Source organism: Arthrobacter sp. R1-13 (assembly GCF_054161475.1).
This window is the reverse complement of the sequence record NZ_CP096420.1, coordinates 3,713,701-3,730,813: the sequence shown is the minus strand read 5'-3', so window position 1 is coordinate 3,730,813 and position 17,113 is coordinate 3,713,701. Positions and strand designations below refer to the sequence as shown.

Below are 17,113 nucleotides of genomic sequence, written 5' to 3'. Positions count from 1 at the left end.
AGGACCCCAAAATTTCCGCTCTCCGATTCCCCCGCAAAGCAGTAGCCGGCACTCTCACTGCCGTTCTTCTTACCTCCCTGGCAGCACTAACGACGGCGGGTCCTGCTTCGGCAGCGACGTCCTTGGCTCCCGCGACTTCGCCCGCTCCGCAAAATTCTCCGGTCGCGGGGGACAGCGGACGCTATCTGGTCCAGTTCGTTCCCGGAGCTGATGTTGCCGTGGAGTCGGCGGCGCTCCGGTCCCAAGGTGTCGGCGTCGGCCGAACTTTCTCCGCCGCCACGCGCGGCGCCGTCGTCACTGCCACAGCGGGCCAGGCCGCGGCACTGAAACGGTCAGCACGGGTCAAAGCGGTGGAAATCGATGCCCCCGTCAGCATCAAAGAGACGCAACAGCCAGCTCCCTGGGGATTGGACCGGACGGATCAGCGCAGTCTGCCCCTCTCCGGAAGCTACACGTACTCGACTGCAGGAGCCGGAGTCAGCGCCTACGTTGTGGACTCAGGAGTCCTGGCATCGCACGTCGACTTTGGCGGCCGCGTAGCCACCGGCTGGAGTGCGGTTTCGGACGGGCTAGGCTCCGGTGACTGCAACGGGCATGGCACTCACGTGGCCGGCACTATCGCTGGCAAGACCTACGGAATTGCCAAGGCCGCCACGGTTGTTCCGGTCCGGGTGCTCAATTGCGCAGGCTCCGGCTACAACTCTGATGTCATCGCAGGGCTGGACTGGGTTGCCGCCCATCATGCTTCCGGTACGCCGGCTGTGGTGAATATGAGCCTCGGCGGCTCGGCCAGCTCTATGCTGGACTCAGCCGTGCAGGGAGTCATCAACGACGGCGTGAGCGCCGTTGTTGCGGCCGGAAATTCCAGCGTGGACGCCTGCAACAGTTCCCCCGCGCGGGCGCCCCAGGCCCTGACGGTTGCCGCCACTGATTCTTCAGACCGTCAAGCTTCCTTCTCCAACTACGGGTCGTGCGTTGACCTTTACGCTCCAGGCGTGGGCATTACATCCGCCGGATCCAGCTCGACGACGGCTTCTGTCACCATGAACGGGACTTCCATGGCAACCCCGCATGTTGCCGGGGTCGCGGCCGTTCTGCTCTCCCGCACTCCCGCCTCGACTCCCGCCGATATTTCGGCCAAGGTCCTTTCTGCCGCTACGCCAGGGGCAGTGGCTGCGGCTGGTGCAGGGACTCCCAACCGGCTCCTGTTTTCAGACCCGGCCCCAGCTCCGGCCCCCGCGCCTGCTCCGGCACCTACCGTAACTGCCTATGGACCAGCGAAGAATGCCATGGCAGTCCAACCGGGAACCAACGTCACAGCCACCTTCAGCACCGATGTCCAGGGTGTCAGCGGCGGCACCTTCGTCCTGAAGACGGCCACGGGCGCCACGGTTCCGGCAGCCGTCAGCTACAGTGCCGCCACCCGCACGGCAACCCTCGATCCCTCCGCCAATCTCGCCGCAGATCAAAAGTACACAGCCACCCTTATTGGTGGAACAGCCGGCATCCGGGATGGGGCAGGCACCCCGTTGGCCACGACGTCATGGACCTTTACCAGCGGACCGGCCCCCGTTGTCACTTCCCGGACGCCGGGCGCAGGGGCCACCTTCGTCCGGAGGGCCAACAACATCACCGTGACCTTCAGCGAGGCCATTCAAGGAGCAGGGACCGGCACCGTAACCGTGAAAAACACAGCGACAGGAGCACTCGTCCCGGCCAGCGTTTCCCGGTACGGAACCACCAATCAGTGGATCCTCAATCCTTCGGCCTCCTTGGCTGCCAAAACGAAGTACACAGTGACTGTCACCGGCGGCGCAGCTGCCATTCGGGACCTGGCCGGGAATCCTCTGTCCACCGTCAGCTGGACCTTCACCACGGGAGCATTCTGAGGGCTCGCCTCGTTGCCCCATCCTCCGGGATTGGCTTGGCGGATGAATCTGCTGGCCTAAAGGCTGAGCTTTGACGGAAACCGCGGGTTGGGGGCTTCAGGGTGGATAGTGTGGCAGGCATGCAACCACTCCTGAAAGTCCTGCGGCAATGGGGCGCCCCCGCGGCGGCCGTCATCTTCTTCATACTCTGGTGTGTGGGTGAGTCAGGACGAGGTATGTCCTTCTCGACGATGCTTACGTGGGTGGGGATCGTCCCGTTAGTTGCCTTCAGTGCAGCGACTGCTGTGTCAGTGGTGAAGCCGTATCTGTCGCTGGGCCTTATCGGCGCCGTGCTCATTGGCCAGCTGCTGTACTTCGTTCCTTTGCTCTATTCCGAGACCTGGCCGATTTACCTGGGCGCCTTCATCCCACTGGCTTTCATCCTGTGGACCGCACCAAAGAGGATGCGTGTGGTAGCGGCGGCGGTGAATGTGGCGTTCGTGGTCATGATGACGTATCTGATGATCTCGTGGCGGTACGGACGTGGGGTGGGCTGGTTTGAGCTGCTTTACCTAGGAGACAGGGTTAATTTCCAGGTTCACGGTGGGAATTTGTTCTCGATACTTTTCCTGATCGCCGCTGCCTTCGGGTCTGTGGGTCTCCTTCTGGCTCTTTACGAGGAGCGCGGCAGCCTGTTCCGGGCGCGCAACCTTGCGCAATCCACCCTCAAGGAAACAGAAGTCGATCTCATCGTTGAGCAGGAACGCACCCGCATAGCGCGGGATCTTCACGATGTCCTGGCCCACTCTTTGGCTGTGATTGCTGCCCAGGCGGATGGCACGAGGTATCTGAGCAAGGACCAACCGAAGGCCGTGCTCAATGCTCTGGAGAACATCGCCGTTTCCGCACGGAGCGCCCTGGTGGACGCCCAAAGGGTCATCGAAGGAGTCCACGACGACGGGATGGTCACCCCCCAGCCCCGCCTCAGCGATGTCGGACCACTGGTGGAGAGAATGAAGCAGGGAAGCCTCGCCGTCGAGCAGAGCCAGTCAGGAGATCCGGTTGAATTGACGGCAGGGCAGCAAGTGGCAGTCTTCCGGATCGTCCAGGAATGCCTAACGAACGCCCTTAAGCATGGCGGCAGGGGCACCGCCGTCAGATTGCACTTCGATTGGAGCGGCCCTGGTTTGGCAGTGAATGTGGCGTCCGCGCTGCCCACGGATAATGCAGGCACGAGCGGAGTTCAGCAGAGGGTAGGCCGCGGCCTGCCTGGCATGCGGGAAAGGGCCCACCTGGCTGGCGGCTGGATCACTATGGGGCCAGATGGTGAGCAGTTCCGTGTCACAGTCTTCATTCCCTACGGCAAGCGGTCGGATGACTCTCCGGAGCAGGTGGAGGCTGTGGAAGCAAAGACTGCCCTGGAAGCAAATGTTGACCCCAAAACTGCGCCACACCAGGAAGAAACGGTGGGCGCACTGGTTGGATCGGCGTCGTCGTCCCCTTCCCTGCAGGAAGGCACCTCTGGTGCCTGATGCAGGCAGCCGCATCCGGGTAGCTCTGGTGGACGATCAGCCGCTCTTCCGCTCGGGTATTCGGATGCTGATCGAAAGCCAGCAGGACATGGAGATGGCAGGCGAGGCCAGCGACGGGGAAGAGGCTGTCACCCTGGCTGCTGAAACGAGTGCTGACGTCATGCTGATGGACCTGCGCATGCCTGTCCTCGATGGTGTGGCTGCTACCCGGCGAATCATGGAACAGGGCGGAGCGCTCGGTGAGGCCCGGCCAAGGATCATCGCCCTGACCACGTTCAACCGGGATCAGGCCGTAGTGGAGGCCGTCCACGCCGGGGCGAGCGGTTACCTTTTGAAGAGCGCAGAGCCGGAGTTCCTTCTCGCAGCGATCCGGACCGTGTACTCGGGATATTCAGTGATTGCTCCGGGCTCAATCCATGATCTCTTTCAGCATGCCGCCCGGACGTTCCCTGGCGCCGGCCCGGATCTCTCGGTTTTGGAGGTGCTTTCCGCACGGGAAAGGGACGTTTTCCTGCTTGCATCAAAGGGTCTCGGAAACGCTGAAATCGCCGGAAGCCTCTTCATTTCCGAGGCAACGGTCAAGACCCATTTGCGGAGTGTGTTGGACAAGCTGGAGCTGCGAACCCGGCTTCAGTTGGTGGCATTCGCGCATGAACGCCGCCTGCTGGGATGATGGACTACCCCAACACCCCCGGGGGGCATATTCTGAAGGCGGCCGGGACGCCGCTTTACCGGTTCCCCCACTGCCCGGCCTGAGAGGTCACCATGTCTGAAAAACTGCATCTGACGCCTGAGGATGCCTTCCCCGAGGACCTCTCTGTGGTGAAGGACAAGGACCTGCAGGTCCTCGACAGCCAGATCCAGCGCCAGCTTGACTACGAATATGTTGCCGAGGGCGGGCCCAACCCGGAAACCGAGTTCAGGCACTATGACCTCGATGAAGAGTTCGACGAACGGGACAATCGCGGCATCAAGGCCGAGTAGGCGCAGGGCCGGGCCGGCGTACGTCCTTTTGTTACTCCAGCGTCAACTAAACTGACTTTACAAATCGTGGCTCTTAAGGAGCGGCGCGGGTTCGTGCTGTCCCTAGCTGCAGTTGCTGCATAATCAGTGACTTCAGATCCTTGATGGTTGAAAACGGCTGTTGCGGTACCGGTTTTTTGTAGTATTGGGGCATCAAAAAGCGTGGGGGCGTGAATGGAAGAGCGGGGCATTGCCGTGGTCGTGGAGGACGACGACGACATCAGGCATTCGCTCAGGGAAGTTTTGCAACAATCGGGCTTCACGGTGTTTGCGACGTCCACTGGAGCGGAGGGCGTTGAAGCTGTCCGGCAGCACAATCCCACCGTGGTGACTGTCGATCTGGGGCTCCCCGACTTTGACGGAATCGAAGCATCGCGGCGAATCCGGACGTTCAGCGATGCCTACCTGATCATCGTCATGGGGCGCCTGGACGAAGCAGACGCCCTTCTGAGCTTCGAAGCCGGGGCCGACGACTATCTCACCACGCCTTTCCGGCCCAGGGAACTGAGGGCACGGATCGCCGCCATGCTCCGGCGGCCGCGGCGGTTCCATCCACCCCAACCCGCCACATTGGTGCCGGCCGCACAGTTGCCGGCCGCTTCCGAGCCCTTGCCGGCAGAAGCCCTCCCCGCTGGCTGTTTTGAGCACAATGGACTGATCCTGAATGAGGGCAGGCGGACTGCGAAAATTGATGGCCGGGCCGTGAATCTGACCCGTACACAGTTCGACCTCCTGCTGGCCATCCTGGAAGGCGGACGCCTTGTCCAGACGAGGGCGGACCTGGTGCGGCGCGTCCGGAACGAAACAGCCGGCGCAACGTCTGTCTCAGTTGCCGATGAACATGCCATTGAAGTGCACATGGGAAATCTGCGCAAACAGCTGGCAGACGATTTCCGTGCCCCCCGCTGGGTGGAAACTGTCCGCGGAATCGGCTACCGGCTAGGGCGCGCACGTTAGCCTCTTCACTCCAAGGCTGAGCCGCAGTGGGATCCGGCCCGTGTGGATCTCATTTACTCAGTAGGGCGCTCGCTGAGCTGGACTTTAGCTTCCTGGCCCTGGTTGTCACGGTTGAAGGAAACGGTGACTGTCTGGCCAGGATCGAGGCCTCGAAGGGCTGCCAGCAGGTCTTCGGGAGCAGAAAGTTCTTTCCCCTCCAAGCTGAGGAGTACGTCGCCGGGTTCGATTCCCGCATCATCAGCTGGGCCGCCGTTGGCTATGGACATGACCAGGACGCCGTTGATGTCCTGGATGCCCAGCCTTTCGGCAATCTGGGGCGTCAGCTGGCCGGGAGTCAGGCCAATAAAAGCGTGCTCAGCGCGCCCGGTTTCCTTCAACTGCTCGGCAACTTCAACTGCCGTTGCTGCAGGAATCGCAAAGCCCAGGGCAACAGCACCTGCCTGCGGCGGGATATAAGCCTCACTGATCCCTATTACTTGCCCCCGTGAATTGACCACTGCACCCCCGGAGTTACCAGGGCTGATGGGCGCATCGGTCTGGATGAGGTCCACCAGGGACTGGCTGCTGGCTGCCGATCCGGGGATGGAGCGGTGAAGTCCCGAAATAATCCCCGCAGTGACAGTACTTTCAAATCCCAAGGGGGAGCCGATCACTACGGCCGTCTCGCCTACGCGCGGCAGCTCTTTCTGGAATTCCGGCACGGGCAGTCCCGTGCGGTCAGTCTGGACCAGGGCGAGATCGGAAATGGGATCAGCGGCCCTGACAGCGCCTCGTACCCTTTGGCCATCAGCGAAACCGACCTCAACCTCCGGGCTTCCCCGCACGACGTGTTCGTTGGTCAGAATGAGTCCCTCTCCGTCGTAGACCACGCCGCTGCCCACGCCCTCGCCGGCAAAGATCGTGACCACGGACGGTGCCAGCTCTTCGACAATTCGCGTGATGTCCAGGTGCTGGCCGCCTTGCTGATTGCCTTGTTGGTTGCTTCCCGGAGACGGAGACGGTGAAGGCGTTTGGCCAGTGACGGCGGGGGAGGAGGGACCTGGATCAGGACTGCCCTCCATCCCTGTGCAGGCGCAGAGCGACGCGATGGTCAAAGCGGCGAGTCCGGCAAGGCAGGAGCGGAAAAACATTGATGTTGCCACTCGCGGGAAGGGGCTCATTGGACAGCCTTTCCAGTTCTTTCTCTCCAGATGTCAACCGTATCTCTCAGGGGTGGGCGGGAACAGTGGTGATCTGCAACAATTAATCAGTATGCTTATGAATTGGGGGCGACGAGGCTGGCTGCTGAATTGAACGAAAGCTGTGAACATGACTGAAGTGGTAAAAAGCGGCCTGACCGGGATGCTCTTGACCGAGCGGTACCGGGTATTTGAACTGGTGGGACGAGGCGCCGCTGCTGTCGTCTACAAGGCCCGTGACGAAGCCCTCGGCCGGGAAGTGGCCGTGAAACTCTTCCACCGGGAGAGTGCAGATACAGAGATGCTTGCCCGGCAGCAAGCCGAAATCAGAATGTTGGCATCCTTCAACCATCCCTGCCTGGTGACCCTCTTTGACGCCGCAACCGACGTTGCAGATCCCTTGGGCGCGCGGATATTTGTGGTGATGGAATTCGTCGGTGGCCGTGATTTGCGGGCTCTGCTGCAGGCCGGACCCCTTTCGCTGCCGGACACTGCCAGGATTGGGGCCGACATCGCTTCAGCCCTTGACTACGTCCATGACCAGGGCGTGGTCCACCGGGACGTGAAGCCCGGCAATGTTCTGTTGACCGCAGTGGATGGAACCGTTGCTGCCCGTCGGGTGAGCGCCAAGCTGACCGACTTCGGAATTGCCCGGGTGCTGGAGGGGGACAGAATTACCGGAACGGGGCGGACCGTGGGAACTGCTGCTTACCTGAGCCCGGAGCAGGCACGCGGAGAGTTATTGACAGGGAAAAGCGACGTGTACTCCCTGGGGCTGGTTCTTCTCGAATGCCTGACCGGACACATAGAGTTCCCCGGCAGCCCGATTGAATCTGCGGTGGTCAGGCTTCAGCGGGATCCCGCAATCCCGAGCGGCCTGAGTTCGGAGTGGCGGGAACTGCTGGGGGCTATGACCTGCAAGGAACCGGCTGGCCGGCCTTCCGCCGGGGAGGTCAGCTCGGTCCTGAGTTCACTCTCAGACGCTTCCCTCACTGACGCTTTTCTCTCGAGCCCTGACGCCGTCCCCGCTGGCGGTGATGCTGTTACGACGGCGATCGGTCTGACGGAGCCTGGCCCCGTCACCACCAAAGTCCCCGTCGCTGCGGAAGTGCCTGTGGCCTCCAGTGTGTCTCAAGTCCCCTTTTCCCGATCATCTGTCCTCAGGAAGGGTGGAAGGCTCCGCAGCAGGAGGCTCCGGATGGCGCTGGTCCTTTCCGCTGTGCTGACGGGCGGTGCCGGAATAGCCGCCGTGGGTGGGGGAGAGCAGCCCAACTCCCCGGTTACCCCAGTCCCTTCACCGGCCCTGTCCGGGACGCTGGAGCGCGAGATGGCTGATCTGGAAAGGAGCCTCACCCCGTGATCCGCTGGAATAAGCTGCCATCGGCCCTGATGGTCGCCACTTTGTTGGTTCTCGCCCCCGCATGTTCCGCGCAGACTCCTGAATTGTCAGTCGCCGCCGCCCGGGATCTGCAGTCACGCCTCCCGGAAGTCCGGCAGGCTGCGGCAGGAAACGACTATGCCCGCGCTCTCGCGCTCCTGGAGCAGTTCAAGAAGGATCTGGATGCGGCTGCCGGTGACGGCAAAATGACTTTTGCACGGTACCAGGGCATCAGCAGCGCGTTGGAGGACGTCCGGAGCGAGTTGCAGACACTTGCGGTGGCCGCAGCGAAGGCGGCAGGAACAACTGATGTGGTTTCCCCTGCTCCCGGGCCGACGGCAACGGCAGTTCCCGACATCGCAACAGCCCCTCTCCCGCCGGCGCCCGCCCCGCTGACCGAGGAAGCCGGTTCGCCCGAAAAGGACGGCGGCGATAGTGGTTCCCCTGACAAAAACGATGCAGGAAAACCTGATGACGGGAAACCTGGCGCGGGCAAACTGGATCCTGGCGGGAAGAACAAGGACCCTTAGGAACCATTCCACACGGCGTGCCTACGCTTCGAAATGGGTCCTGACGTGGCCGTGCCCCAGGGAATCAACAATGCTGGTCGCCACACCGTGGAGTTTTACGTTCCGGGCGCTGGAGGCTGCCTTGAGGAGTTCGAAGGCCTCGGCCTGGCTGCAGCGGTTCTGGGCCATGATGATCCCGACCGCGACGTCGATGGCCGTCCGGGATTCGAGGGTGGCCTTGAGGTTTGCTGCCGCTTCACTGTGGTGGGCAAAGCGTACTGCCAGCCTCAGGGCCATGGACGTCTGGCTGACGAAGTCCTCCGCGAGCTTCGACACTTTCCCTTCAAACCGTCCGGGCCGGTGCGAGTAGAGGTTGAGCGCGGCCCTTGTGTCTCCCTCCAACCGGAAAGGAACGGCGAGGATGGAACGGACACCCTGCTCCAGGACCGTCTCGAAATAATGAGGCCAACGCTGGTCCTTCTCCAGGTCCCGAACATGAATTGTCAGCTGCTCCCGGGAGGCGGTCATGCACGGACCGTCTCCATACGAGTACTGGATCTCGTCCATGGCCTGGGCCTGCTCGCTGCTGCTGGCAACAGTCGCGGCTTTGCGGTGGCGGAGAAGGGTAATGCCGCACAGAACCTCGTCGCCGTCTACTGACAGGCTGCGGGCGGATACCCGTGCAAGCTCGTGAAGGAAATCCCCTACATCTGAGCTGGTGAGTACCAGTTCCTGAAGGTGCTCTGTGATTGATGTTGCAGATTCTGCGGTCGACTCGCTGGCCACGATTGTTTGATGCCGTTTCGCTCAGGTCAAAACGACCCGGCACTGCAGATACTGCCCCCGAAAAAAGTGAGGACAAGGTATCGGCGGCAGGAGCCGGATCGAAGAACTCCCCAACGGCCTTCTGCTAAACCGTACCGGGAAATTATATACACCAGACGGCAGGGACTCTGACTCGTCGGTTCTGTCAGTGCTTATCAGTGCTCCTCAGGTGCAGCTCAGCTGCTGCCGTCCAGAATCCGCGAGGTGGAGTCGACGATCCTTTGCATAAGGTGACCGGCGTCGTCGTCGTTATCAAGGGCTGCCGCGATAAGGGGTGCGGACTGACCTGCCCAGAGTGACATCAGTTCCGGGATGTCCAGTTGCGCCGCTTTGGTACGGAACTGTCCGGTCAGCCAATTCTGTACGGGGAAGGGCGCATGAAGGCGGGAATCGGTAAGTTCGCGTGCAACCCGGTTTGGGATACCGCGGCCCAACCTGCCGCTGTAGGCCCGCGTGAGCACGGTCTGCCGCGTCCCGGGATCCCGAAGCGCGGACCGGTATCCGTTGCTGGCAGCGGATTGCTTTGTAGCCAGGAAAGCCGAACCGATCTGCACAGCGTCGGCTCCCAAGGTGAGGGCAGCAGCAACTCCGCGGCCGTCGGCAACCCCTCCGGCAGCAACGACGGGAACTGCCACAGCGTCTGCCACCTGCGGCACCAGGGAGAAAGTGCCGATCAGCGAATTCTCCGGCTTATCCAGGAAAGACACCTTGTGGCCGCCGGCTTCCATGCCCGAGGCCACGATCGTGTCCACGCCGCCCTTTTCCAGGGCCAGTGCCTCCTCGACAGTGGTGGCGGTTCCCATCACAATTATGCCGCGGGCGTGCGCAGCATCGATGACATCTGCAGGAGGAACGCCGAATACAAAGCTGAGGGCGGCGGGTTCTGCCTCCAGCGCTGCCTGGATTTGCCCCTCCACGTCGGGCAGGTAGGCTGCAGGCCTGGCAGGCGGCTCAACCCCCACAGTCTCGAAATACGGACGGAGGACCTCAACGTAGGCCGCAAACTCTGCCTCGTCGGGCTGCGGCGGTTCTTCGCCCGGGATGGGCAGCCACAGGTTCAGCGCGTAGGGCTTGGTTGTTGCTTCGTCAAGGGCATGCGCCGTTGCCCTGATCCGGTCCGGGTCATAGCCGTACAGGCCAAAGGATCCCAGCCCGCCTCCTTCACTGACCGCGGCTGTGAGGCCGATCGAGGAAACGCCCCCGAACGGCCCCAGCACGATGGGCAAGTCAATGTTCAGCAGACGCGAGAAGGGTGTACTGGTCCAGGCTGTCATGTGCAACAGTCAATCATGTCAGGCTGGCACGTCTTGCCCCGGGGCCTACTGGTTCACCAGGGTGACAGTGCGGCTGTTCAATTCCTGCGTTGGACGGTTGTTTGCCGAGTGGACGGCACACAGTTTGCTGATCTGGTCGGCACCGAGTTCGATCGGCTGGTCCAACACCAGCCAGAGCACGTTCTCACTGCACGGGGGAGTGGTGAGGCTCCCTTCGTAGGCAAAGTGTTCCAGGGAAGCGGGAAGCAAGGACGCGAGGTTGACGCTGCCGATCGAACGCGCCGAGGTGGAGCCAGCGGCAGCATCGACGAATGGTGCCCATGCTGTATTCGTCTTTCCCGCTTTCGCCAGAACCCCGAGGACGGCAAGAACGCCGTCATCGGACTGGTGGACGAAGTGGAACTCGACGTCGTAGCGGGTGCCCTCGATGGTGTGTTCGGACGGATCGTGGAAGTGCATTTGCTTGAAGGTGTAGGTCTTAGCGCTAACAGTGAGGCTTTGGGCTGAGCCTGCATGCAGCTCGACAGTATGGCCGTTGTCGTGGACCTCGCATTCGGAAGCGGAGTAGGCCAGGCTGATCGGAGCCGGAGACTTGGGTGTGGCCGCAGGAATATCAACGGGCGATTGTGCTTTGCCGGTGGCGCAAGTCTGGAAGGCAGGGCTGAGATTCCCCCAATCCCCGGGACCGTCCGCGCCTTCATAGGACCAGTGGGCCACGTTGGCCGCTGACGCAGTTGGCATGCTGGAGGGAAGGGCCTCACTGCCCGTCGTGGGCTTGGCGCAGCCGGCGGTGAGGGCAAGCAGCCCCCACGCGGATCCAATGAGCAGGGACTTTCGGGTGATTTCTGGTGTGGAACGCATTCCCATCCTTTACAAAAAACAGCGGTGTTGCCGTTGGGGTGTTCAGAGAAATACCACGAGAAATAGTCCGGGCGATTCATGGGACTCCATGTGAAGTGCCCCGGGGAGCTGTCATCAGCGAATTTTCTGACGGTGTGAAAGCGGCGAAAACGTGTTCGGGCCCTAGTGTAGGGGCATGAGAATTGCAGTTACCGGTGGAAGCGGAAAGCTTGGCAGAAGTGTGGTCCGTCGGCTTAATGAGGATGGTCACGACGTCACGAATCTTGACCGTGTGGGCCCGAAATCACGCGGTTTTACCCAGATTGACCTGAGAAATTACGGGCACGTCCTGGACGCGCTCCTTGGGCTGGACGACAGGCACGGCGGCGTGGATGCGGTAGTTCATCTGGCTGCAATTCCAGCCCCCGGACTGGCCCCCGATGTTGCCACTTTTGAAAACAACATGCTGTCCACATACAACGTTTTCCAAGCAACTCGGCGGGCGGGTATCAGGAAACTGGTGTACGCCTCCAGCGAGACCTTGTTGGGCCTCCCTTTCGACGTGGATCCGCCCTACATTCCGGTGGACGAGGAGTATCCGGCGCGGCCCGAAAGTACCTATTCCCTCGTCAAGCACCTCGAAGAGCAGATGGCTATACAGCTGACCCGTTGGGATCCTGAACTGAGCATCGTGGCACTGAGATTTTCTAACGTCATGGACCCTGAGGACTATGAGGCATTCCCGGCCTTCGAGGCCGACGCGTCCTTACGAAAGTGGAATCTCTGGGGCTACATCGACGGACGGGATGGTGCCCAGGCGGTGGCCAGGGCACTGGAATACCAGCCACCTGGTTTTGAGGCCTTCATCATTGCGAACGCCGACACGGTGATGCAGAGGTCCAGCGCAAGCTTGGCCGCGGAGGTGTTCCCGGCGGTCACTGTGACCAAGGAACTAGGAGAACACGAGACCATGCTCTCCATCGACAAGGCGAAGCGCCTGCTGGGCTTCGCGCCGGAGCATAGCTGGCGGAGCTATCACTCGCTCCGTACTACCCCTACGGAGGACTGAAGCGCGACGTCGGTTGGTAACCTCGGGTTGTCAATCCTGCGGCACCAGCCGGACGCAGCACCGCTCCACCTGCGGCTCCAGGACGGCCTTGTAGCAGCCTGGCTCGGCTGTCTCGGCCACTGCCGCCAGGAGATCCAGATTGAGGCCGCAGATGGTGGAGGTGTGAGCCCTGGACAGGCGGTGAAAGGGGCAGTTGAGTAGCTCGATGCTGCCGTCCTCCCCGGCGTTGGGCCTGTAGCCGTAGAGCTCCAGTGCACCTTCAAGGGTGGCAGCCTCCTGCCCGATCTCCTCCCCGGCATTGGCGGCAACGGCCTGCAGGGCTTCGGCTACGGGTATGCCGGTTTCGACGGCGGCTTCCACACCGGCTGCAAGCAGTTCGCCGGCCAGGTCATAGCGCCTTGGAGGAAGGCTTAAAGCCACTTCCCGAACCGCGGGGGAGTAGAGCTTGTGAGGCCGTCCGGATCCTGGTCCGGTCCTGCCGGTCAGTCGCCGGAAGGAAACCTCCAGGAGGTCTTCGGCCGCCAGTCGGTCCAAGTGGAAGGCCGCGGTGCTCCGCACCATGCCCAACGACCCGGCAACTTCATCGCGGCCCACAGGGCCATCAGCGTGAAGGACGTACTCGAACACGGCCCGGCGGGAGGGGTCACCTAAGGCACTGAGAGCCTTGCCCATACTCAGGCCGGTTTCAGCTGCAGTCATAATGAAATCCTACTCTAAAATCAATGGCCATTGACATAACAAGGCCTCAATTCTAAAGTCAAGTATCAGCACTTTTAGAAGGAGGAAGTCATGCTTGACCATCAGCCGCAGCCCGTTGCACAGGAGGCTCGGCATCACGAGACGCACCAGGCTTTTCTGCTGCTTCGAACCGTCTTTACCATTGCGCCGATTGCCTTCGGAATCGACAAATTCACCAACTTCCTGGTGGATTGGACCAGCTACCTGGCTCCCCTTGCCACGCAGATCGTGCCGGTAAGTCCCCAGACCTTTATGTACGGGGTGGGAGCGGTGGAGATCTTGGCGGGCCTATTGGTGGCTTGGCGTCCCAAGATCGGCTCATTGGTGGTGGCCGCTTGGTTGGCAGGGATCATAGTGAACCTGCTGCTGGTGCCGGGATTCTTTGATGTGGCCCTGAGAGACTTTGGTTTGTTGGTAGGCGCCCTGGCCTTGAACCGGCTTGCTTCGGGGCAGGACCGTCAAAGGGGGCGAACCTCGTAGCCATCTGTCCTGGTGACAAGCTGGCGGCCGTGGTTGCCATCAAATCGCAGCCACAGGATAGACGAATCCGGGGTCACATCCTCCACTTCGGCAGTGCGGACCACCTGTCCGTTCCGGCGCAGTTCAACAACGCGACCAACCAGCTGACTCCAGTCTTCACCAGGATCACACATGCGCTTCTTCCCCCTTTTACGCATAAAAACAAAGCGCTTCCCGCGGGATCCCCCTCACGCGGGAAGCCCCTTGATTAGTGGATGAGTTCCCTGGTCATTCCGAAGGGCACCTGGTCCGAAAGCGTGGCGGTGTAGTGCCCTGGCTTGTTTCGCGTGAGCAGGATGCCGTGGGTCCCTGCAGCCATAGCAACCTCTTGGAGGTCACGCACGGCTGCTTCGAGTCGCTCGTCTAGGAGGTGGCGGCTGCTCACCTGGATATCAATGCGATGGCTGGGGGTAGACATGGAAAACTCTTTCTTTACGGGTGATCTGACGGGGGATTTCAGGGGTTCCGCGAAGCTGCGGCTTTCTCGGGCCTGTCACCGGCCGGCTTGCTGGAAACGGGGGTGGTGCTCTCGCCGCCTGCTGGCGGCGAGGTCTTGCGCTTGAAGCGGCTACCGATGGTGGATCCGCCACCGCTGCCGCTTCGGTTCTTGTTGAAGATATCAAAGCCGACAGCCAGCAGAAGAACCAGGCCCTTGATCAGCTGCTGATAGTCGGTGCCCAGGCCCAGGATGGACATGCCGTTGTTCAGCACCCCCATGATGAGGCCGCCGATCATGGCTCCTGCCACGGTGCCGATGCCGCCCTGCACGGCAGCCCCGCCAATGAAGGCCGCGGCGATGGCGTCGAGCTCAAAGCCGGTACCGCCGGCGGGCTGCGCGGAGTTCAGGCGGGCGGTGAACACGAGTCCTGCCAGTGCTGCAAGCACACCCATGTTGACGAACAACCGGAAGGTCACGGCCTTGGTCTTGACGCCGGACAGTTCAGCGGCGTGCAGGTTCCCGCCGATGGCGTAGACATGGCGCCCAAAAACGCTGTTGTTCATCAGAGCCGAGTACAGGATCACCAGTGCAGCCAGGACGATCAGGACGATCGGGGTTCCGCGGTAGCTGGCCAGGAGGAACGTGATAATCAGCATCAGCAGCGCGATGAAGGCAGTTTTGACGGCGAACCAGGCCATGGGCTCGTTTTCGAGGTTGAACTTCCGGCGAACCCGGCGTTCCTTGATGGCCTGGAAGAGGATGGCAGCTGTGCCGCCCACGCCGAGGATCACCGTCAGGAATTCCAGGACGGATGTACCGCCGGAAATATCCGGAAGGAAGCCGCCACCCAGGGCACGGAGCTCATCGGGGAACGGGGTGATCTGCTGGTTCTTCAGCGTGATGAGGGTGAGGCCGCGGAAGATCAGCATCCCGGCCAGGGTGACGATGAAGGCCGGAATTCCTACGTAGGCGATCCAGTAGCCTTGCCAGGCACCGACGAGCGCGCCCACCAGCAGGCACGCCGGAATGGCGATCCACCAGGCCCACCCCCAGTGCACGATCATCACGCCTGAAACAGCTCCGATGAATCCTGCAACGGAGCCGACGGAGAGGTCAATGTGGCCGGCGATGATGACCATCACCATGCCGATGGCCAGGATCAGGATGTAGCTGTTCTGGACCACCAGGTTGCTGACGTTCTGCGGCTGCAGGAGGATGCCATCGGTCAGGACCTGGAACAGGATGACGATGAGTATCAGGGCGACGAAAATGCCGACCTGGCGCAGGCGGCTTGTCAGGAAGCTCAGGGATTCTCTGAGGGCGGACATGTTCGCTATTCCTTCTCTTTGGTCATGTAGTGCATGAGCTTCTCTTGGGTGGCTTCGGCGATTGGCACCTCGCCCGTGACGTGTCCTGCGGACAACGTGTAGATGCGGTCGCAAATACCCAGGAGCTCGGGCAGTTCGGACGAAATCACGATCACTGCCTTTCCTTCGGCCGCAAGGCGCGCAATGATCGTGTAGATCTCGAATTTGGCACCGACATCGATCCCACGGGTGGGTTCGTCAAGGATCAGTACATCGGGGTCCGAGAACATCCACTTGCTCAGCACCACCTTTTGCTGGTTTCCGCCGGAGAGCTTACCGGTAATGGCGGCGACGGTGGGTGCCTTGATGTTCATGTTGGTGCGGTAGCGGTTGGCGACAATCGTCTCTTCGTTCCTGTCCACCCAGCCGCCTTTGACGAGCTTGCGGAGCCCCGCCATGGAGATGTTGCGCTTGATGTCCTCGATGAGGTTCAAGCCATACTGCTTGCGGTCCTCGGTGGCGTAGGCGATGCCATGGCTGATGGCCTCGGACACGGTTGACGTGTTGATTTCCTTGCCGTACTTGTACACCTTGCCTGAAATGGCACGGCCGTAGGTGCGCCCGAACACGCTCATGGCGAGCTCGGTGCGGCCGGCGCCCATCAGGCCCGCCATGCCCACAACTTCTCCCTTGCGGACGTTCAGGCTGGCGTTGTGCACCACGATCCGGGAATGGTCCTGCGGGTGCTGGACCGACCAGTCTTCGATTCGCAGGACTTCCTCGCCGATCTGGGGATCGCGGTCGGGGTAGAGGCTCTCCAGGTCGCGGCCAACCATCCCGCGGATAATCCGCTCCTGGGTGATCTGCCCTTCGTCGAGCCGGAGCGTCTCGATGGTCTTGCCGTCGCGGATGATGGTGACGGCGTCAGCCACCTTGCGGATCTCGTTGAGCTTATGGCTGATGATGATGCAGGTGACGCCCTGGCCCTTGAGGTGCAGGATGAGGTCCAGCAAGTGGCCGGAGTCCTCATCATTCAGAGCAGCCGTCGGCTCATCGAGGATCAGCAGCTTTACTTCCTTCGACAGCGCCTTGGCGATTTCGACGAGCTGCTGCTTGCCGACGCTGATGTGCTGCACCGGAGTAATGGGGTTCTCGCTGAGTCCCACCCGGGCCAGCAGCTTAGCGGCCTCCAGGTTGGTCTTGCGCCAGTCGACCCAACCGCGGGTGGCCTGCTCGTTCCCCAAATAGATGTTCTCTGCGATGGAGAGGTAGGGGCTGAGTGCCAGTTCCTGGTGGATGATGACGATGCCGCGCTTCTCGCTGTCGGAGATGCTGGAGAAACTGCACGGTTCGTTTTCGAAGAGGATGTCGCCCTCGAAAGAGTTGTGCGGGTAAACGCCCGACAACACTTTCATAAGGGTGGACTTGCCGGCCCCGTTTTCACCGCAAATGGCATGGACTTCGCCGCGGTTCACGTCCAGGGTGACGTCCTGAAGGGCCTTCACTCCCGGGAAGGTCTTGGTGATTCCTCGCATTTGAAGAATGGGTGTATTCATCGTCAATTCCCACTGAATGATCGAAACTTGTGCTGTCCTGCGGCTGCAGGGCTGCTGGGTAAGGGTTTGTGGCCGGACCTCGGGGGTCCGGCCACAAACCC

Annotated in this window: 17 protein-coding genes; 9 read left to right on the top strand and 8 right to left on the bottom strand. The window is 61.5% G+C overall.

The window, feature by feature from the left end; all coding sequences use genetic code 11:
• Window positions 1-122: 122 nt before the first annotated feature.
• The 5 genes from M1D88_RS17290 to M1D88_RS17270 all read left to right on the top strand — a co-directional run bounded on the left by M1D88_RS17290 (window position 123) and on the right by M1D88_RS17270 (window position 5,380).
• Window positions 123-1,889 (top strand): S8 family serine peptidase, encoded by a 1,767-nt coding sequence (locus M1D88_RS17290; protein WP_458111968.1) that lies wholly within the window; start codon window positions 123-125, stop codon window positions 1,887-1,889.
• A 119-nt stretch (window positions 1,890-2,008) separates the two neighbouring features.
• Window positions 2,009-3,400, top strand: a complete 1,392-nt coding sequence (locus tag M1D88_RS17285) for a sensor histidine kinase (protein WP_458111967.1) — start codon at window positions 2,009-2,011, stop codon at window positions 3,398-3,400.
• Window positions 3,393-4,073: a response regulator gene (locus tag M1D88_RS17280; protein ID WP_458111966.1), complete on the top strand. Its 681-nt coding sequence runs from the start codon at window positions 3,393-3,395 to the stop codon at window positions 4,071-4,073. Before M1D88_RS17285 ends, M1D88_RS17280 begins: the two co-directional genes overlap by 8 nt.
• Window positions 4,074-4,165: 92 nt before the next feature.
• Window positions 4,166-4,384, top strand: a complete 219-nt coding sequence (locus tag M1D88_RS17275) for a hypothetical protein (RefSeq protein WP_458111965.1) — start codon at window positions 4,166-4,168, stop codon at window positions 4,382-4,384.
• Between the two features lie 213 nt (window positions 4,385-4,597).
• Window positions 4,598-5,380 (top strand): response regulator transcription factor, encoded by a 783-nt coding sequence (locus M1D88_RS17270; protein ID WP_458111964.1) that lies wholly within the window; start codon window positions 4,598-4,600, stop codon window positions 5,378-5,380.
• A 53-nt stretch (window positions 5,381-5,433) separates the two neighbouring features.
• Here M1D88_RS17270 and M1D88_RS17265 read toward each other — a convergent pair whose 3' ends face one another.
• Window positions 5,434-6,540, bottom strand: coding sequence for a S1C family serine protease (locus M1D88_RS17265; RefSeq protein ID WP_458111963.1), 1,107 nt, complete (start codon window positions 6,538-6,540; stop codon window positions 5,434-5,436).
• A 148-nt stretch (window positions 6,541-6,688) separates the two neighbouring features.
• Here M1D88_RS17265 and M1D88_RS17260 point away from each other — a divergent pair, with 148 nt between their 5' ends.
• Both M1D88_RS17260 and M1D88_RS17255 read left to right on the top strand, forming a co-directional pair.
• Window positions 6,689-7,918, top strand: coding sequence for a serine/threonine-protein kinase (locus M1D88_RS17260; protein ID WP_458111962.1), 1,230 nt, complete (start codon window positions 6,689-6,691; stop codon window positions 7,916-7,918).
• A complete protein-coding gene (locus M1D88_RS17255; RefSeq protein WP_458111961.1) occupies window positions 7,915-8,466 on the top strand; it encodes a hypothetical protein in 552 nt (183 codons plus the stop codon). Before M1D88_RS17260 ends, M1D88_RS17255 begins: the two co-directional genes overlap by 4 nt.
• 21 nt (window positions 8,467-8,487) lie before the next feature.
• Here M1D88_RS17255 and M1D88_RS17250 read toward each other — a convergent pair whose 3' ends face one another.
• The 3 genes from M1D88_RS17250 to M1D88_RS17240 form a co-directional block, all read right to left on the bottom strand.
• Window positions 8,488-9,231 (bottom strand): ANTAR domain-containing protein, encoded by a 744-nt coding sequence (locus M1D88_RS17250; RefSeq protein ID WP_458111960.1) that lies wholly within the window; start codon window positions 9,229-9,231, stop codon window positions 8,488-8,490.
• 215 nt (window positions 9,232-9,446) lie between these two features.
• Entirely contained in the window at window positions 9,447-10,544 is a 1,098-nt protein-coding gene (locus M1D88_RS17245; RefSeq protein ID WP_458111959.1) for an NAD(P)H-dependent flavin oxidoreductase, read from the bottom strand.
• Window positions 10,545-10,589: 45 nt separating this feature from the next.
• The gene (locus tag M1D88_RS17240; protein WP_458111958.1) at window positions 10,590-11,405 is read right to left on the bottom strand and encodes a carbonic anhydrase; all 816 of its coding nucleotides are present in this window, start codon (window positions 11,403-11,405) and stop codon (window positions 10,590-10,592) included.
• A gap of 175 nt (window positions 11,406-11,580) precedes the next feature.
• On the opposite strand from M1D88_RS17240, the gene M1D88_RS17235 reads away from it, so the two are divergent.
• Window positions 11,581-12,453: an NAD-dependent epimerase/dehydratase family protein gene (locus M1D88_RS17235; RefSeq protein ID WP_458111957.1), complete on the top strand. Its 873-nt coding sequence runs from the start codon at window positions 11,581-11,583 to the stop codon at window positions 12,451-12,453.
• Window positions 12,454-12,483: 30 nt separating this feature from the next.
• Here M1D88_RS17235 and M1D88_RS17230 read toward each other — a convergent pair whose 3' ends face one another.
• The gene (locus tag M1D88_RS17230; protein ID WP_458111956.1) at window positions 12,484-13,152 is read right to left on the bottom strand and encodes a helix-turn-helix transcriptional regulator; all 669 of its coding nucleotides are present in this window, start codon (window positions 13,150-13,152) and stop codon (window positions 12,484-12,486) included.
• 90 nt (window positions 13,153-13,242) lie between these two features.
• On the opposite strand from M1D88_RS17230, the gene M1D88_RS17225 reads away from it, so the two are divergent.
• Complete coding sequence (locus tag M1D88_RS17225) at window positions 13,243-13,671, top strand: hypothetical protein (RefSeq protein WP_458111955.1); 429 nt, start codon at window positions 13,243-13,245, stop codon at window positions 13,669-13,671.
• A 247-nt stretch (window positions 13,672-13,918) separates the two neighbouring features.
• Here the strand turns inward: M1D88_RS17225 and M1D88_RS17220 are convergent, their stop codons facing one another.
• From M1D88_RS17220 to mmsA, 3 genes are read right to left on the bottom strand one after another with little or no spacing between them, the layout of a single operon-like run.
• Window positions 13,919-14,128, bottom strand: coding sequence for a hypothetical protein (locus M1D88_RS17220; protein WP_458111954.1), 210 nt, complete (start codon window positions 14,126-14,128; stop codon window positions 13,919-13,921).
• A gap of 38 nt (window positions 14,129-14,166) precedes the next feature.
• Window positions 14,167-15,477 (bottom strand): multiple monosaccharide ABC transporter permease, encoded by a 1,311-nt coding sequence (gene mmsB / locus M1D88_RS17215; RefSeq protein ID WP_458111953.1) that lies wholly within the window; start codon window positions 15,475-15,477, stop codon window positions 14,167-14,169.
• A gap of 5 nt (window positions 15,478-15,482) precedes the next feature.
• Entirely contained in the window at window positions 15,483-17,012 is a 1,530-nt protein-coding gene (gene mmsA, locus M1D88_RS17210; RefSeq protein WP_458111952.1) for a multiple monosaccharide ABC transporter ATP-binding protein, read from the bottom strand.
• Window positions 17,013-17,113 lie beyond the last annotated feature (101 nt).

Bases quoted from the DNA above. Each gene is read 5' to 3' on its own strand.
- M1D88_RS17220 (WP_458111954.1), bottom strand. From the start codon at position 14,128: ATGTCTACCCCCAGCCATCGCATTGATATCCAGGTGAGCAGCCGCCAC.
- mmsB (WP_458111953.1), bottom strand. From the start codon at position 15,477: ATGTCCGCCCTCAGAGAATCCCTGAGCTTCCTGACAAGCCGCCTGCGC.
- M1D88_RS17260 (WP_458111962.1), top strand. From the start codon at position 6,689: ATGACTGAAGTGGTAAAAAGCGGCCTGACCGGGATGCTCTTGACCGAG.
- M1D88_RS17230 (WP_458111956.1), bottom strand. From the start codon at position 13,152: ATGACTGCAGCTGAAACCGGCCTGAGTATGGGCAAGGCTCTCAGTGCC.
- M1D88_RS17240 (WP_458111958.1), bottom strand. From the start codon at position 11,405: ATGCGTTCCACACCAGAAATCACCCGAAAGTCCCTGCTCATTGGATCC.
- M1D88_RS17285 (WP_458111967.1), top strand. From the start codon at position 2,009: ATGCAACCACTCCTGAAAGTCCTGCGGCAATGGGGCGCCCCCGCGGCG.
- M1D88_RS17235 (WP_458111957.1), top strand. From the start codon at position 11,581: ATGAGAATTGCAGTTACCGGTGGAAGCGGAAAGCTTGGCAGAAGTGTG.
- M1D88_RS17270 (WP_458111964.1), top strand. From the start codon at position 4,598: ATGGAAGAGCGGGGCATTGCCGTGGTCGTGGAGGACGACGACGACATC.
- M1D88_RS17225 (WP_458111955.1), top strand. From the start codon at position 13,243: ATGCTTGACCATCAGCCGCAGCCCGTTGCACAGGAGGCTCGGCATCAC.
- M1D88_RS17265 (WP_458111963.1), bottom strand. From the start codon at position 6,540: ATGAGCCCCTTCCCGCGAGTGGCAACATCAATGTTTTTCCGCTCCTGC.
- M1D88_RS17245 (WP_458111959.1), bottom strand. From the start codon at position 10,544: ATGACAGCCTGGACCAGTACACCCTTCTCGCGTCTGCTGAACATTGAC.
- mmsA (WP_458111952.1), bottom strand. From the start codon at position 17,012: ATGAATACACCCATTCTTCAAATGCGAGGAATCACCAAGACCTTCCCG.
- M1D88_RS17275 (WP_458111965.1), top strand. From the start codon at position 4,166: ATGTCTGAAAAACTGCATCTGACGCCTGAGGATGCCTTCCCCGAGGAC.